Annotated in this window: 16 protein-coding genes; 12 read left to right on the top strand and 4 right to left on the bottom strand. The window is 71.4% G+C overall.

Going from position 1 to position 14,422, the window contains the following annotated elements:
- Positions 1-110 precede the first annotated feature (110 nt).
- Together ABH920_RS29125 and ABH920_RS29120 are read left to right on the top strand one after the other, a co-directional pair.
- Positions 111-551 carry a helix-turn-helix transcriptional regulator gene (locus tag ABH920_RS29125; RefSeq protein WP_370352357.1) on the top strand — a complete coding sequence of 147 codons (441 nt, stop codon included), beginning with the start codon at positions 111-113 and terminating at the stop codon, positions 549-551.
- Positions 552-555: 4 nt separating this feature from the next.
- Entirely contained in the window at positions 556-978 is a 423-nt protein-coding gene (locus tag ABH920_RS29120; RefSeq protein WP_370352356.1) for a VOC family protein, read from the top strand.
- 89 nt (positions 979-1,067) lie between these two features.
- Here the strand turns inward: ABH920_RS29120 and ABH920_RS29115 are convergent, their stop codons facing one another.
- Complete coding sequence (locus ABH920_RS29115) at positions 1,068-1,472, bottom strand: nuclear transport factor 2 family protein (protein WP_370352355.1); 405 nt, start codon at positions 1,470-1,472, stop codon at positions 1,068-1,070.
- Positions 1,473-1,571: 99 nt separating this feature from the next.
- Between ABH920_RS29115 and ABH920_RS29110 the strand changes: the two genes are divergently transcribed.
- Positions 1,572-2,036 (top strand): MarR family winged helix-turn-helix transcriptional regulator, encoded by a 465-nt coding sequence (locus ABH920_RS29110; protein WP_370352354.1) that lies wholly within the window; start codon positions 1,572-1,574, stop codon positions 2,034-2,036.
- A 64-nt stretch (positions 2,037-2,100) separates the two neighbouring features.
- On the opposite strand, the gene ABH920_RS29105 is transcribed toward ABH920_RS29110, so the two are convergent.
- Positions 2,101-3,948, bottom strand: a complete 1,848-nt coding sequence (locus tag ABH920_RS29105; RefSeq protein ID WP_370352353.1) for a long-chain fatty acid--CoA ligase — start codon at positions 3,946-3,948, stop codon at positions 2,101-2,103.
- A 254-nt stretch (positions 3,949-4,202) separates the two neighbouring features.
- On the opposite strand from ABH920_RS29105, the gene ABH920_RS29100 reads away from it, so the two are divergent.
- From ABH920_RS29100 to ABH920_RS29080, 5 genes are read left to right on the top strand one after another with little or no spacing between them, the layout of a single operon-like run.
- Positions 4,203-4,643: an SRPBCC family protein gene (locus ABH920_RS29100; protein WP_370352352.1), complete on the top strand. Its 441-nt coding sequence runs from the start codon at positions 4,203-4,205 to the stop codon at positions 4,641-4,643.
- Positions 4,640-5,872, top strand: a complete 1,233-nt coding sequence (locus ABH920_RS29095; protein ID WP_370352351.1) for an ArsA-related P-loop ATPase — start codon at positions 4,640-4,642, stop codon at positions 5,870-5,872. The genes ABH920_RS29100 and ABH920_RS29095 overlap by 4 nt, the downstream gene beginning before the upstream one ends.
- A gap of 16 nt (positions 5,873-5,888) precedes the next feature.
- The gene (locus ABH920_RS29090) at positions 5,889-6,419 is read left to right on the top strand and encodes a DUF5304 family protein (protein ID WP_370352350.1); all 531 of its coding nucleotides are present in this window, start codon (positions 5,889-5,891) and stop codon (positions 6,417-6,419) included.
- Positions 6,419-7,357 carry an ROK family glucokinase gene (locus tag ABH920_RS29085; RefSeq protein ID WP_370352349.1) on the top strand — a complete coding sequence of 313 codons (939 nt, stop codon included), beginning with the start codon at positions 6,419-6,421 and terminating at the stop codon, positions 7,355-7,357. Before ABH920_RS29090 ends, ABH920_RS29085 begins: the two co-directional genes overlap by 1 nt.
- 43 nt (positions 7,358-7,400) lie before the next feature.
- Entirely contained in the window at positions 7,401-8,108 is a 708-nt protein-coding gene (locus tag ABH920_RS29080) for an endonuclease/exonuclease/phosphatase family protein (RefSeq protein WP_370352348.1), read from the top strand.
- 1,241 nt (positions 8,109-9,349) lie between these two features.
- Here the strand turns inward: ABH920_RS29080 and ABH920_RS29075 are convergent.
- Together ABH920_RS29075 and ABH920_RS29070 are read right to left on the bottom strand one after the other, a co-directional pair.
- The gene (locus ABH920_RS29075) at positions 9,350-10,042 is read right to left on the bottom strand and encodes a hypothetical protein (RefSeq protein WP_370352347.1); all 693 of its coding nucleotides are present in this window, start codon (positions 10,040-10,042) and stop codon (positions 9,350-9,352) included.
- A 1-nt stretch (position 10,043) separates the two neighbouring features.
- Complete coding sequence (locus tag ABH920_RS29070; RefSeq protein WP_370352346.1) at positions 10,044-10,829, bottom strand: alpha/beta hydrolase; 786 nt, start codon at positions 10,827-10,829, stop codon at positions 10,044-10,046.
- A gap of 143 nt (positions 10,830-10,972) precedes the next feature.
- On the opposite strand from ABH920_RS29070, the gene ABH920_RS29065 reads away from it, so the two are divergent.
- The 4 genes from ABH920_RS29065 to ABH920_RS29050 all read left to right on the top strand — a co-directional run bounded on the left by ABH920_RS29065 (position 10,973) and on the right by ABH920_RS29050 (position 14,370).
- Positions 10,973-11,782 carry a lysophospholipid acyltransferase family protein gene (locus ABH920_RS29065; protein ID WP_370352345.1) on the top strand — a complete coding sequence of 270 codons (810 nt, stop codon included), beginning with the start codon at positions 10,973-10,975 and terminating at the stop codon, positions 11,780-11,782.
- Positions 11,779-13,155, top strand: a complete 1,377-nt coding sequence (macS, locus tag ABH920_RS29060) for a MacS family sensor histidine kinase (RefSeq protein ID WP_370352344.1) — start codon at positions 11,779-11,781, stop codon at positions 13,153-13,155. The genes ABH920_RS29065 and macS overlap by 4 nt, the downstream gene beginning before the upstream one ends.
- 115 nt (positions 13,156-13,270) lie before the next feature.
- Positions 13,271-13,924 carry a response regulator gene (locus tag ABH920_RS29055; RefSeq protein WP_370352483.1) on the top strand — a complete coding sequence of 218 codons (654 nt, stop codon included), beginning with the start codon at positions 13,271-13,273 and terminating at the stop codon, positions 13,922-13,924.
- The gene (locus tag ABH920_RS29050) at positions 13,921-14,370 is read left to right on the top strand and encodes a GNAT family N-acetyltransferase (RefSeq protein ID WP_370352343.1); all 450 of its coding nucleotides are present in this window, start codon (positions 13,921-13,923) and stop codon (positions 14,368-14,370) included. Before ABH920_RS29055 ends, ABH920_RS29050 begins: the two co-directional genes overlap by 4 nt.
- Positions 14,371-14,422: the final 52 nt, after the last annotated feature.

Here is a 14,422-nt window from a genome sequence, read left to right as displayed (position 1 = left end):
GCGATCACGGTATCGGCGGGCGGCCGGGGACGCATGTCTGGCGGGACGAAGAGCCTGACCGGCCCCGACTTCGCTCCGCGGATGTCACCCGCCCCGGTTACGCTCGCCCCGTGGCCCCCGTTCCTCCCGCCCGCCACCTGCAGCGCGCCAAAGACCTCGCCGACTCGCGCTACGCCGAGCCGCTGACCGTCGCCGACCTCGCCGAGGCGGCGCGGCTGTCGCGGGCGCACTTCTCGCGGGAGTTCCGGCGGGCGTTCGGGGAGTCGCCGCACGCCTACCTGCTCACGCGGCGGTTGGAGCGGGCCGCCGCGTTGCTGCGCTTCACCGACTACGCCGTCGCCGACATCTGCTGCGCGGTCGGGCTGACCAGCGTCGGGTCCTTCACGACCAGCTTCACCCGGGTCTACGGCCTGCCGCCGGCCGCGTACCGCGCCGCGTATCCGCCGGCGGCGGACTTCGCGCTGGTGCCGGGGTGTGTGCTGCGGGCCTACGGGCGGCCGAAGAACCGGACGTTTCGAGAAGACGGCGCCGATCCGGGCGGCCTAGCGTGAAGCCATGATTACCTTCGCCAGTGCGCAGCTCTGGGTCCACGATCAGGACGCGGCCCTCGACTTCTACACGACCAAGATCGGCTTCGTGGTCCGGACGGACATCACGGTGCCGGAGATGGGGAACTTCCGCTGGCTGGCCGTGGGGCCGGCGCACCAGCCCGACATCGCCGTCGTGCTGATGGCGATCCCGGGCGAGCCGATCATGGACGCGGCCACCAAGGCCAAGGTCGAGGAGCTCACCGGGAAGGGCTTCGCCGGGACGATCTTCCTCACCAGCGAGGACGTGGACGCCGACTACGCCGACCTGTCCGGGCGCGGCGTGGAGTTCATCGAGAAGCCGACGGACCAGCCCTACGGCCGGGACTGCTCGTTCCGCGACCCGTCCGGCAACCACATCCGGATCACCACGCTGCGCGAGATGGCGTAGCCGCCGGGCGGGTGCCCGGCCCGGTGCCGTCCGGCCCGGGGCGCCCGGCTCGGCAGTTCAGCCACTCAGCCGCTCAGCCGCTCAGGCGTTCAGCCGCGCGCGCTGCCCAGACCGCGGTCCGCCTCGCTCCCGGCCACCATCAGCGTGACCTCCTCCAGGCGGACGAAGCGGCCGTCGGGCGCGCGCTCGGCGAAGACGTACACCTCGTGCGACGCCGTCGAGCCGTCGGCCTTCACCACGTCGATCGTGTGCCGCTCGGCGTACGACGGGCCTGCGGAGAGCTCGTCGTGCACCCGGATCGTGCCGTCGGCGACGACGCCCCGCAGGTGCGCGATGTGCTCGGCGAACCCGGTGCGGTCGATCCACGCGCCGTCGGTGCGCTGGCGGTACTCCGGCGCGAAGTGCCGGTCGAGGGCTTCGTCCAGCGGCAGGCCGGGGGTGAGCAGCAGGTCGGTCAGGGCGGTGGCGATGGTCGTGGGCACGGTCGCAGTCATGGCAAGGGGTCCTTCCGAGGAGACGATGCGTGCGCCGTGCACGCATCTCGTGTCTCGAACTGTAGCAGATGCGTGCGCGATGCACGCTATTCTGAAACCGTGCACGATGACCCAGGACCTGACCCCAGCCCCGACCTCGGCCGCGAGATCGCCGAATCCCTCGGCCTCCTCATCCAGCGCGGCACCCGCGCCGGGCTCTACGCGGCGCTCGTCGAGGACGTCGCCGACGGCCTCGACGAGAACGCCTACCCGGTCCTGAGCGGCCTGGCCCGCACCGGCCCCCGCAACGCCGCCGACCTGGCCGCGGTGATCGGCCTGGACCGCTCCGGCGTCAGCCGGCACGCCTCGCGCCTGGAGGCGGCCGGCCTGATCCGCCGCGAGGCCGATCCCGCCGACCGCCGCTCGGTGCTGCTCGTCCTCACGGATGACGGCGCGGCGGCGGTCGACACGATGCGCGGCCGCTTCGCCGAGCGCGTGGCGTCGGCTCTTTCGGCGTGGCCTCCCGGCGAGGCTGAGGCTTTCGCGCGCGGGCTGCGCCGGTTCGCCGAGGAAGGACCTTTCTGAACGCCGAAAGGGCGCCCCACAGGGGGCGCCCTTCCAGCTTGTGAGAACCGTTACTGCCGGTCGTCTACTGCCCGGTCGTCGAGCCGACCCCGGCGTAAAGCTCCTCCACGTCCGCGGCGTTCTCCAGCATCACCACGTTCCGCTTGAGCTTCATCGACGGCGTCACCTGCCCGCCCTCGACGCTCCACTCCGTGCCGAGCACCGTGAACTTCTTGATCGCCTCGGCGTGGCTCACCGCGCGGTTGGCGTCGTCGACCGCCTTCTGCACCTCGTCGCGCACCTCAGGGTCGGCGGCGGCGTCGGCGATGCTCCAGTCCGCCGGCTTGCCGTGGGCCGCGGCCCAGGTCGGCAGGGACTCCGGGTCCAGGGTCACCAGGGCGCCGATGAACGGCTGCTTGTCGCCGACCACCATCGACAGGTTCACCAGCGGGTGCGCGTTGATCCGGTCCTCCAGCACGGCCGGGGCGACGTTCTTGCCGCCGGCGGTGACCAGGATCTCCTTCTTGCGGCCGGTGATGGACAGGTAGCCCTCGGTGTCCAGGGAGCCGATGTCGCCGGTGGCGAACCAGCCGTCTTCCATGGCCTCGGCCGTGGCGGCGTCGTTGTGGTAGTACCCGGAGAACAGCATCGGGCCCTTGACCAGGATCTCGCCGTCCTCGGCGATGCGGATCGAGGCGCCGGGGACCGGGACGCCGACGGTGCCGGGGCGGGCCTTGCCGATCGGGTTCAGCGTGATCGCCGCGCACGTCTCGGTCAGGCCGTAGCCCTCCTGCACCTGCAGGCCGATGCCGTGGAAGAAGTGCACCAGCCGGGTGCCCAGCGGCGCGCCGCCGGAGACCGCCAGCGTCGCGTTGCCGCCCAGGGCCGCGCGCAGTTTGCCGTAGACCAGCTTGTCGAACACCGCGTGCCGGACCTTCAGGCCCAGCGGCACCTTGCCCGCGTACTCGGCGCGGGACCAGGCGATCGCGGTGGCCGCGGCCTTGTCGAAGATGGCGCCCTTGCCCTCGGCGTGCGCCTTCTGCGACGCGCCGTTGTAGACCTTCTCGAACACCCGCGGCACCGACAGGATGAAGGTCGGCTTGAAGCCGCCCAGCTCCTCGACGATCTTCTTGGTGTCCGAACAGTGCCCCAGCTTCACCCGCGCGGTCAGCGCGGCGGTCTGGATGACCCGGGCCAGCACGTGCGCCAGCGGCAGGAACAGCAGCGTGGAGCCGGAGTCGTTGAACGCCGCGGCCGCCATCCGCGTCACGTTCTCGCACTCGGCGAGGAACGTGCCGTGGGTCAGCACGCAGCCCTTGGGCCGGCCGGTGGTGCCCGAGGTGTAGATGATCGAGGCCAGCGACTCCGGGGTGGCGGCGCGGCGGCGTTCGGCCAGGTCCTCGTCGCTGATCGCACTGCCGGCCGCGGTGAGCTCCTCGACCGCGGTCTTGCCGCTGTCCGGCTCGATCACCCAGACCTGCCGGACCAGCGGCGCGCCGCCCAGGCCCGAGCTGGTCTCGCCGGTGCGCGCGGTCTCTACGCAGGCGGCGTTGGCGCTGGTCTCGGCGAACACCGCGACCGCGCCGGAGTCCGACAGGATCCACTCGACCTGCTCGGCCGAGGAGGTCTCGTAGACCGGCACCACGACCGCGCCGGCTTCGAACAGCGCGAAGTCCAGCAGCGTCCATTCGTAGCGGGTGCGGGACATCAGGGCCACGCGGTCGCCGACCGCGATGCCGGCGGCGGCGATGCCCTTGGCCAGGGCGGTGACCTCGCCGAGGAAGTCCTTGGCGGTGACATCGCGCCACACGCCGTCGACCTTGCGGCCCAGCAGTGCCGCGGCGGGGGCCTGCTCGGCCGCGTTGTGCACCACGTCGGTCAGGTTGCCGGTGGCTCCGACCTCGTAAAGCGGCGGGACGCTGAACTCACGCACGGTTGTCTTGACTCCTCGTCTTCGAGGCCGGACGACGGGGCGGCCGGGCGCCGCGTGGGGTCGAGGCGCGCCCTGACGCTACTGCTTATTACCAACCGGTAGGTAGTACTTGATGCTGTTTCGTAACCTGTATGACTCCTGGCCATGCAGGTGTTGCTGGACACCATCATGCCCTGCCTCGACCCTCGGCCGGTCGTCAGGTGTGGTGTACGCGATAGCCTTGGCCGCAACCACCGACGGCGAGGAGGCGGGCCATGTCCGAGCGCACGAAGTCCAGCATCGACATCGCGGCTCAGCCTGAGGCCGTGATGCGGGTGATCACCGACTTCGAGGCCTACCCACAGTGGACCTCGGAAGTGAAGGAAGTGCGCATCGAAGAGCGGGACGACGCAGGTCGGGCCACCAAGGCCTGGTACCGCATGGACGCCGGCGCGCTGCGCGACGAGCACACGCTGGCCTACGAGTACCCCTCCGACGTTGAGGTTCGCTGGTCCCTGGTGTCCTCGAACATGATGCGCGCGCTGGACGGCTCGTACGTCCTGGAGGCCACCGACGCCGGCAGCCACGTCACCTACCAGCTCGCGGTGGACGTGAAGCTGCCGATGGTGGGGCTGCTCAAGCGCAAGGTGGAGAAGCTGATCATCGACCGGGCGCTGTCCGGACTGAAGAAGCGTGTCGAGGCGATCTCCGCGTGACGCGTCTGCTCTTCCTGACCGGCCCCGGCGGCGCGGGCACCACGACGCTGGCCGCGGCCACCGCGTTGCGGGCTGCCGCCGAGGGGCACAGAGTGCTGCTGCTCGGGGTTTCCGACGCCGGGGAACTAGCCGCGGTGCTCGGTGCTTCGGGCGTGTCGGGGGACGGAAACGTCCTCGATATCGACGAAGGATTCGACCTCGAAGAAGGGCTCGAAACCCATTCCGAACAGGGCACCGGCGCCGAGCGCGCCGCCCGCCGGGAGACGCTGGCCCGGCTGACCGTCCGCCGCTTCGACCCTGCCGCGGCCACCGAGACCGCCCTGGCCGACCTCGCGAAGCTGCTGTCCGGTCCGCTGGCCGCGGCGGGGCTGTCCGCGCCGGACGCCGCCGAGCTGGGCCCGGTGCCCGGCCTGCCGGACATCCTCGCGCTGCGGGAGATCTCGACCGCCGTGGCCTCCGCCGAGTGGGACACCGTCGTGGTCGACGGCCCGCCGCTGAAGGCCGCGCTGGCGATGCTGGCCTGGCCGGAGACCGCCGCGGCGGCGCTGCGCCGGGTGCGGCCGATCGAGGGCCAGGCGGCCCGCGCGCTGCGTCCGCTGCTGGCCGGGCTGGTCGGGTTGCCGACGCCGTTCGCGATGGTCACGCAGTGGACCGACAACGCCGCCGCCGAGATCGCCGCCGTGCGCGCGGCGCTGGTGCACCCCGGCAGCGTGGTGCGGGTCGTGGGCTCGTCCTCGGCCGCCGCCCAGCCGCTGCTGCAGGCGACTCCGACGCTGCTCGCGCTGCAGGGCCTGCGCGCCGATCTCGGCACACTCGCCGACGTCGGCCGGGTCCCGGACGAGCCGCTGGGCGTCGCGGCGCTCGAAGCCCTCGGCGCGCTCGTCTACAAGGACGCCGACCCCGGCCCGGGGCTGGTCGACCCGCCCGAGCCGACCATGATCACCGAGGCCGAGGGCTACCGCTACGACGTGCCGCTGCCCGGGGTCGAGCGGGACCAGCTCGGCCTGGTGCGCTCCGGCGACGAGCTGGTGGTCAGCATCGAGGTGCCGGGGGTCGCCGCGCACCGCCGGGCGTTCCCGCTGCCGGCCGCGCTGCGGCGCTGCCGGATCGCCACCGCGCGCATCGCCGACGGCGTGCTGCGCGTCGGTTTCAAGCCGGACGAGAGCCTGTGGCCCGAGCGCTTTCTCACGGACCATAGTGAAGAAGACACACAAAACGGCGACCGGTGACGGGAGGGACACAGCCGTGAGCGACGACCAGAAAGACATCCCCTTCGAGGACAGTCCGCCACGACCCGCCGGCACTGATCATGCTGGTACAGATCATGCTGGTACAGATCACGCCGGCGCTGATCACGCCGGCGGCGCGGACACCGCAGATCAGGGGCACAAGGATCCCGAATCCGGCAACCCGGATGCCGGGTCCGCGGAGCCGAACGCGAAGGCTTCCGAGGAGCGGACACCCCCCGGCCCCGGCTCGACAGGGCCCACCGGCGTGCGCGAGGATCTCGGGACGCTCGCCGAGGAGGCGCGCAAGCTCTGGGCGACGCTGGAGGCGCGCGTCGTGGCCCCCGCGGTCCAGTCGTACCCTGAGGTGGCGCGCCATCTGGGCGCCGCCGGCCGGGAGGTCGCCGCGGCGCTCCGGTCGGCGGTACGCGGCTCCGAGCAGTCCTGGCGGACCGGCGGGCCCGACGGCGACAAGGCGCGGCAGCAGGAGAACATCACCGTCGAGCGGGTGGACCGGATCGATCCGCCCGAACAGAAGAACAGGGACTAATGACTCTCACCATCGGCGTAGACATCGGCGGCACGAAGATCTTGGCCGGCGTGGTCGACGAGACGGGGAAGATCCTCGACTCGGTCAAAGTCTCCACTCCGGAGAACTCCGACCTGACCGCCGACGCCATCGCCGAGGCGGTACGCAAGGTCCGCGCGGACTACGAGATCGGCGCCGTGGGCCTGGGCGCCGCCGGCTTCATCGACGCCGACCGCGCCACCGTGCTGTTCGCCCCGAACGTCTCGTGGGTCAACGAGCCGCTGAAGACCCGCATCGAGGAGCGCATCGGCCTGCCGGTGGTGGTGGAGAACGACGCCAACGCCGCGGCCTGGGGCGAGGCCAAGTTCGGCGCTGCCGCCGGGCACGACGACGTGGTGGTGATAACCGTCGGCACCGGCATCGGCGGCGGCCTGATCCTCGGCGGCTCGCTGTACCGCGGCCGCTTCGGCATCGGCGGCGAGCCCGGGCACTACCGCGTGGTGCCCGACGGCCGGCCCTGCGGCTGCGGCAACCGCGGCTGCTTCGAGCAGTACGCCTCCGGCAACGCCCTGGTCCGCGCGGCCCGCGAGCGCGCCGCCGCGGCCCCGGGCCGGGCCAAGGAGCTGCTCGCCCTCGGCGACGGCACCGTCGAGGGCATCCAGGGCGCGCACGTCACCGAGGCCGCCCGCAACGACGACGTCATCGCCCTGGCCGCCTTCAACGAGATCGCCGACTGGCTCGGCCAGGGCATGTCGGACATCGCCGCCCTGCTCGACCCCAGCGCCTTCGTCCTGGCCGGCGGCGTCTCCGAGGCCGGCGACCTGCTCCGCGCCCCGGCCGCCGAGGCCTACCGCCGCAAGCTGGCCGGCCAGGGGCACCGCCCCTACGCGCAGGTCCTCACCGCGACCCTGGGACCGGACGCCGGTCTCATCGGCGCAGCCGACCTCGCACGGGTGTGAGCGCTTTCCTCTATAGCGATCACCGCCTAGCGTGGTGATCGCTATGGAGGAGACAGTACGCATACTCACTTATAACGTGCGGTCCTTAAGAGACGACCGCGCAGCGCTCGCACGTGTCGTGCGTTCCTGTGCCCCTGACGTGGTCTGCGTCCAGGAGGCACCCCGCTTCTTCGGCTGGCGCCGTGCCGCCCTGGTGATGGCGGCGTCCTTCGGACTGCGGGTCGTGACCGGCGGCGCCGACGCCTCCGGCAACCTGCTGCTTGCCGGCCCCGACGTCAAGGTGGAAGCCACCCGGGTGCTCTACCTGAAGCACCGCCGCGGCTACCACCTGCGAGGAATGGCGCTGGCCGCACTCCGGATCGGCGACAGCCGCTTCACCCTCGCCTCGACGCACCTGAGCATGAACCTGGAACAACGCGTCTACCAGGCCGGCGAGGTCCTGGGACACCTCGACGGCTTCGCCGAACGCAACCGCACGAAGGCCCGCATCCTCGCCGGGGACTTCAACAGCTACCCCGGCAGCATCGAGTGGAACATCATCACCGAGCGGCTGAACGACGCCTGGATGCTGGCCCCGGTGGGCGACGAGTTCACCTCGACCGGGGTGAACCCCTACCAGCGCCTGGACGCGGTGTTCGTGTCCAGGGACATCCACGTGGTGCGCGCCGGCGTGCCGACGGACCTGATCTCGAAGGCCGACGAGGCGCAGGCGACCGACCACCGGCCGGTGCTGGCGGTGGTGCGGATCTGAGGGGACGGCGGTGTCGGCGGCCTGCTGTACACATGTGCTAGGGGGCGAAAGCACCTAACAAAATGGGCGCCCTTGCTTGATGTGTGGGTGTGGGTGTGGGTGGCTGGGGTGTGGCGGGTGCAACGGGTGCAGTTTGTTGGTGGTTTTAAGGGCTTTTTACGGCTTCGCAGGGTTTTAAGAAGGATCCGCTGGGTGGCGCAGTTCGGTGGTGCCCCGCAGGTTGCGTTGGCGGCCGGCGGGTGTCCGTGTGCACGACCGCGCGCGGGTCCGAGTCACTGCGCACACGTTTGGTCTGGCGGCTGGCGGCCGCGTGTGGTGGGTGCCTGAAAGTCAAGGGCAGGGCCTCCGGCGGCGCCTGCGCGGCGAGCGGCCTCGCTCCGGGGATGGGGGGCCGCGCTGTGTGCTGCCGGTCGTTGCTTGTGGTCGCCTGTGTCCCGGGTTCCCCGTCGCGTCGTCGCCTGGAAGGAAGCAGACCGGTCCGGTGGTATCAAGTCGGACCCCTGCTGCTGTGGTGTGGTTTCGTGCGACTTGACACCACCGGCCCGGTCAGCTTGGCTGCGCCCGCCGACGCGACGGGGAACCCGGGACAACCCCGGCCTGTGGTGTGGACACGGTCCACTCGGGTGCGTACACCTGCGGGTGGTGACGTGGCGTGCCCAAGGGGTGGGAATCCTTCCCACAGGTGGGGTTGTCCCGGATCCCTCGTCGCTGTCGGCGGTGCTTGCACAACCATCCCGGACTGGCGGGGTCAAGCCGGATGAGGCTGGACCACAGCAGCGTGTGATGCGGCTTTACCCCGCCAGGCCGGGATGGTTCCCTTTAGGGCGACGACAGCGACGAGGGATCCGGGACTCGGCGACCACAAGCAGCGTCCGGCGGCAGACTACGCGACCCCCCATCCCTCCGAGCAGAGGCTCCGGCTGAAAGCCCCTGCCTTTGATCTTCGGTGCCCCCCATACGCGGCCGCCAGCCGCCCGCCCGACGTGTGCGCAGTGACTCGGACCCGCGCGCGGTCGTGTCCAGCATCACCGCCGGTCGCCAGCGCCACCTGCGGGGCACCACCAAACTGCGTCCCCAGCGAGGTCACCAAACCTTAGGCGAAGCCGTCAAAAAACGCCTTTGACTGTCAACCCACAAACAAACCGCAGCCGCCACCAGCACCCACACATAGGTCAGCAGCGCCACAAAATGCCGAGCCCGCCGGCTACTCGGGCCCGCAATTCGCTCAGCCCCGCAGCCCCTCAGACCACCGCACCATTGTCCGGATCGTCATACTCATCCCGGTCCGGCTTCATCCGCGCCACCAGGCTGATGATCCCGCCGAACACCCCGATGATGGCCAGCCACCCGAAGTAGTCCGGCGTGTCCCACTTCAGCAGCGTGTGCAGCACCAGGAACCCCACGCCGCCCAGCAGCAGCGTCCACGACGCCAGCGTGGCCGCGGCGACCTGCGGCAGCGGCGGGTCCGGCGGCTCGTAGTGCTCGACGTGGTCCAGGGGGTCGACCGTGGTCTCGTCGGTCGGTTCGACGATCTCCGGGTGCCAGGCCGGCTGCGGGTCGAGGACCGGGTAGCGCACGATCTTGCGCGGTGCCGGGGCCTGCGGTCCCTGCGGCTGCGGGTCGGGGGCGGACTCGCCGTGGAAGGCGACGACCAGCTTGTCGAACTCCACGCGCTCGCGCGCGATGCGTTCGTCCTCGGTCTCGGGCTCGTCGGAGGCGGGCTCGTCGGGCGTGTCGGACCCGCCGGACAGGCCGGACAGATCCACCAGGTCCGGTAGATCGGTCAGATCGTTCAGCTCGGGCCGGTCCGACTCCGCGCCGTCGGCGGCGGCCTCGGCGGTCGCCACCTCCTCGGCGGGCGCGTCGGCCGGCTCCCTCGACTCGGCGGGCTCCTCGGGCAGGCCGGGCCCCGGTTGTTCGCTGGCGGTGCTCACATCAATTCCCCAACCCGGCGACCCGCCGGACGAATTCCACGCTTCCGGCATAGATCTGTTCCGCGTCGTGGTCCAGGGTGGCCACGTGCGAGCTCTTCTCCAGCACCTTCTCGGTCACGTCGGTGGAGGAGACGCGGGACAGGATCACGGCGCTGTTCGACGGATGGACGACCGGGTCCTGCGCCGACCGGTACAGCAGGGTCGGCTGCGTGACCTTGGGCAGGTCGGCCTGGACGGTGCGCCAGCCCCCGGCGAAGGAGTCCAGGGCCTTCAGGGGCACCCGGTCGTAGGCCAGTTCGCTGACACCCTGCTTGTTGATCGCGTTCCCGATCCCGGGGACGCTGGGCACCAGGTGCTTGAGCACCGGCACCAGTCTGATCACCGCCTTGTCGGGCTTGACCGAGGCGTTGACCAGCACGATCCCCGCGACGTCGGCCCCGTGCCGCTCGGCCAGCCGCAGGGTGAGCGTGCCGCCCATCGACAGGCCCATGACGAACACCCGGTCGTACCCGGCCTGCAGCTCGTGGAACGCCCGGTCCACCTCGGCGTACCAGTCGTCCCAGGTGGTGACCTGCATGTCGTGCCAGTCGGTGCCGTGTCCGGGCAGCCGCGGCAGCCGCACCCCGAACCCGGCCTCCGCCAGGTACTCCGCCCAGGGGCGCAGCGACTGCGGCGAGCCGGTGAAGCCGTGGCACAAAAGCACGCCGATCCGCGGTGCGGCCTGGCCGGCCGGCTCGCTCTGGTCGTGCGAAAACGGTTCGGCACCGGGGAGCACGGGCGCGGTCATGGTCACCATCGTTCCACGGCGGACGGGGGGAGTACAGCGACGCCGCACGCAGTAGTGTTCGCTTCGGAAACCCGAAGATAACCCCGCGCGTTGCAGGTATGAAGTCACTGTACGCGTATACCGCCCTACGGAGAGGCAGACGGTTGTTCTACGGCTTGCTCAAGGTCATCTTCCTGGGGCCGCTTCTCCGGGTGCTCTTCCGGCCGTGGGCCAAGGGGCTTGAGCACATCCCGGCCGACGGTCCGGTGATCCTGGCCAGCAACCACCTGTCCTTCTCCGACTCCTTCTTCATGCCGTTGATGGTCCCGCGGCCGGTGTACTTCCTGGCCAAGAGCGACTACTTCACCGGCAAGGGCGTCAAGGGACGGCTGACCGCGGCGTTCTTCCGCGGCGTGCGCTCGGTCCCGATCGACCGCGCCAGCGCCAAGACCGCCGACCCGGCGCTGAAGACCGCGCTGAAGATCCTGTCCGAGGGCAAGGCCCTGGGCCTGTACCCGGAGGGCACGCGCTCGCCCGACGGCCGCCTGTACAAGGGCCGCACCGGCATCGCGCGCATCGCCCTGGAGTCCGGCATCCCGGTGGTGCCCTGCGCGATGGTCGGGACCTACGAGATCCAGCCCACCGGCCAGGTGATGCCGAAGATCAAGCGGGTCGGCGTGCGCTTCGGCGAGCCGCTGGACTTCTCCCGCTACCGCGAGGTGCCCGGCGCCGTCGACGACCGCTACATCCTGCGCTCCATCACCGACGAGATCATGTACGCGCTGATGGACCTGTCGGGCCAGGAGTACGTCGACATGTACGCCACCGACGCCAAGAAGATCCTGGCCGCCGAGAAGGCGGCCGAACGCGCCGAGCAGCGCGCCGAGGCGAAGAAGGCCGCCGCCGAGGAGCGCCGGGCCGCGATCGAGGAGCAGCGGCAGCTCGAGGCTGACGAGGACGCCCAGCGGCAATGAGCGCGCCGGGGGATCCGTCGTCGGCTGCTGCGCTGTCGCAGGATCCGCAGCCGCAGAGCTTGCAGAGCACGCAGAGCTTGCAGAGTGCGCAAAGCTTGCAGAGCGCCCAGAACGTGCAGAGCCCCCAGAGCCCCCAGAACTCGCAGCCGCAGCCGCAGCCGCAGGAACGCGGAGCCGTCGACACCGCGATGTGGCGCGCGCTCGGCTTCTTCCGCTCTCTCGCGCTCCTCTACGCGATCGCCCGCTTCGCCGCGTCCTACGACCACTACGCGCACACCGGCGGCGCGATCGCGATCCTGTTCACCATGGCTGTCTGGACAGCCTGGACCGGCATCGTCTACCACCGCCCCACCACGACCCGGCGCGCGCTGCTGGCCTTCCTCGCCACCGACTTCGCGGTCGGCGCGGCGTCCGTCCTGAGCACCGACCTGGTCGACACCGCCGCGCGCATCGACGCCGGCGCCCTGACGCTGCCCACGGTCTGGTCCGCGGCCCCGGTGATCGCCGTCGCCATCGCGCTGGGCTGGCGCGGCGGCGTGGCGGCGGCCGCGCTGATGGGCTGCGTGGACCTGCTGGAGCGCGGCGCGCTGAGCCAGGACCTGATCCACAACATCGTGCTGATGGGCCTGACCGGCGCGGCCGTCGGCTACGTCACCGAGCTCGGCCGTACCGCCGAGCTCACCCTGGTGCGGGCCCAGCGCCTGGAGGCCGCCACCCGCGAGCGCCAGCGCCTGGCCCGCGACATCCACGACGGCGTGCTCCAGGTCCTCGCGCTGGTCCAGCGGCGCGGCGCGGAGATCGGCGGCGCCGGCCGGGACCTGGGCCGCATGGCCGGCGAGCAGGAGCTGGCACTGCGGTCGCTGGTGAACAGCTGGCACCAGGTCGACCAGGTTGACCAGGACGCCGGCGACCCGGTGGACCTGGACCTGAGCGCGCTGCTCGGCCGGCTGGCCGGGCCCCGGGTGACGCTGGCCGGGCCGGGGACCGCGGTGCCGCTGCCCAGTCCGGTGGCGCGGGAGGTGGCCGCGGCGGTCGCGGCGGCGCTGGACAACGTCCGCCGGCACGGCGGGCCCGGCGCCGACGGCCTCGGGGCCCGCGCCTGGATCCTCGTCGAGGATGAGCCCGAAGGAGTGACGGTGACGGTCCGCGACGACGGCCCCGGCATCCCCGAGGGCCGGCTGGAGGAGGCGCGCGGCACCGGGCGGCTCGGGGTCGCGCACTCGATCCAGGGCCGCGTGCAGGACGTCGGGGGCCGGGTCGACGTGGTCTCCATCCCGGGCCAGGGCACCGAGGTCGAGATGTGGGTGCCGCGGCTGCCGGTGCCGCGCGCGGCTGCGAGTTCGGTGTCGGCGTTGCGCAAGGCCCTGCGGTGAGCGGGCGTCGCGGCGCCGACGTCATCTGCTCTTCCGACCACAGGCCGATATGGCGAGTGCGATGAGTGGCCCGGCCTCGGTAGGGTCGGGGACCGTGAACACTCAGGTCAGGGTCATGGTCGCCGACGACCACCCGATGTGGCGGGACGCGGTGGCCCGCGACCTCGCCGAGGCCGGGTACGACGTGGTGGCCACGGCGGGGGACGGCGAGGAGGCGGTGCGGCGCGGGACGGTCGCGCATCCGCAGGTCGTCGTGCTGGACATGCAGATGCCCCGGCTGTCCGGGGCGGAGGTGACGGCCCGCCTGGTGGCCGCCGACCCGGATGTCAAGGTATTGGTGTTGTCGGCCTCCGGCGAGCAGCAGGACGTGCTGCAGGCGGTGAAGGCCGGCGCGATCGGCTACCTGGTGAAGTCCGCCAGCCGCGAGGAGCTGCTGGCGGCCGTGGAGCGCATCGCGGTCGGCGACCCGGTGTTCACCCCCGGCCTGGCCGGGCTGGTGCTCGGGGAGTTCCGCAAGCTGGCGATGGTGCCGTCGAGCCCCGGCGCGGGGGCCGCCGACGACGCGCCGCGGCTCACCGAGCGCGAGACCGAGGTCCTGCGGCTGGTCGCCAAGGGCTTGTCGTACAAGCAGATCGCCGACCGCCTGGTGCTCTCGCACCGGACCGTGCAGAACCACGTACAGAACACGCTCAACAAGCTCCAGCTGCACAACCGTGTGGAGCTGGTGCGCTACGCGATAGCCCAAGGGCTCGACGAGGACGAAGAATGAACCACCCGAACGACCTGAACCACCCGGCTGGCCTGACCACCGGCGGCCGCGATCCGGAGCTCAGCGCGGCGCTGGACGCCGGACTGGACGAGTACAACTTCGCCGCCACCGGCACCTCGAAGAAGGACCAGGACGCCTTCTCGGTGAGGGTGACCGACGAGGCCGGCGTGATCGTCGGCGGCCTGACCGCCTGGACCTGGGCCGGCCTGTGCGGCATCAGCATGCTGTGGGTCCGTGCGGATGCGCGCAAGGACGGCTGGGGCTCGAAGATCCTGCTGGCCGCCGAAACCGAGGCCCGGCGGCGTGGCTGCGACCGGGTCGCGGTGTCCTCGTTCACCTTCCAGGCGCCGGACTTCTACAAGCGCCACGGCTACGTCGAGACCGGCCGCACGCTGGGCATCCCCGGCGACGCCGAAGACGTGCACATGTTCAAGCGCCTCGACTGACCCGCCGCCGGTTCATCTCGACCGGCGGTAATCGGACGTGAGGCGGGAGCCG

This window comes from Catenulispora sp. EB89, from assembly GCF_041261445.1.
Lineage (GTDB): Bacteria > Actinomycetota > Actinomycetes > Streptomycetales > Catenulisporaceae > Catenulispora.
This window is presented reverse-complemented; position numbering and strand designations above follow the sequence as displayed.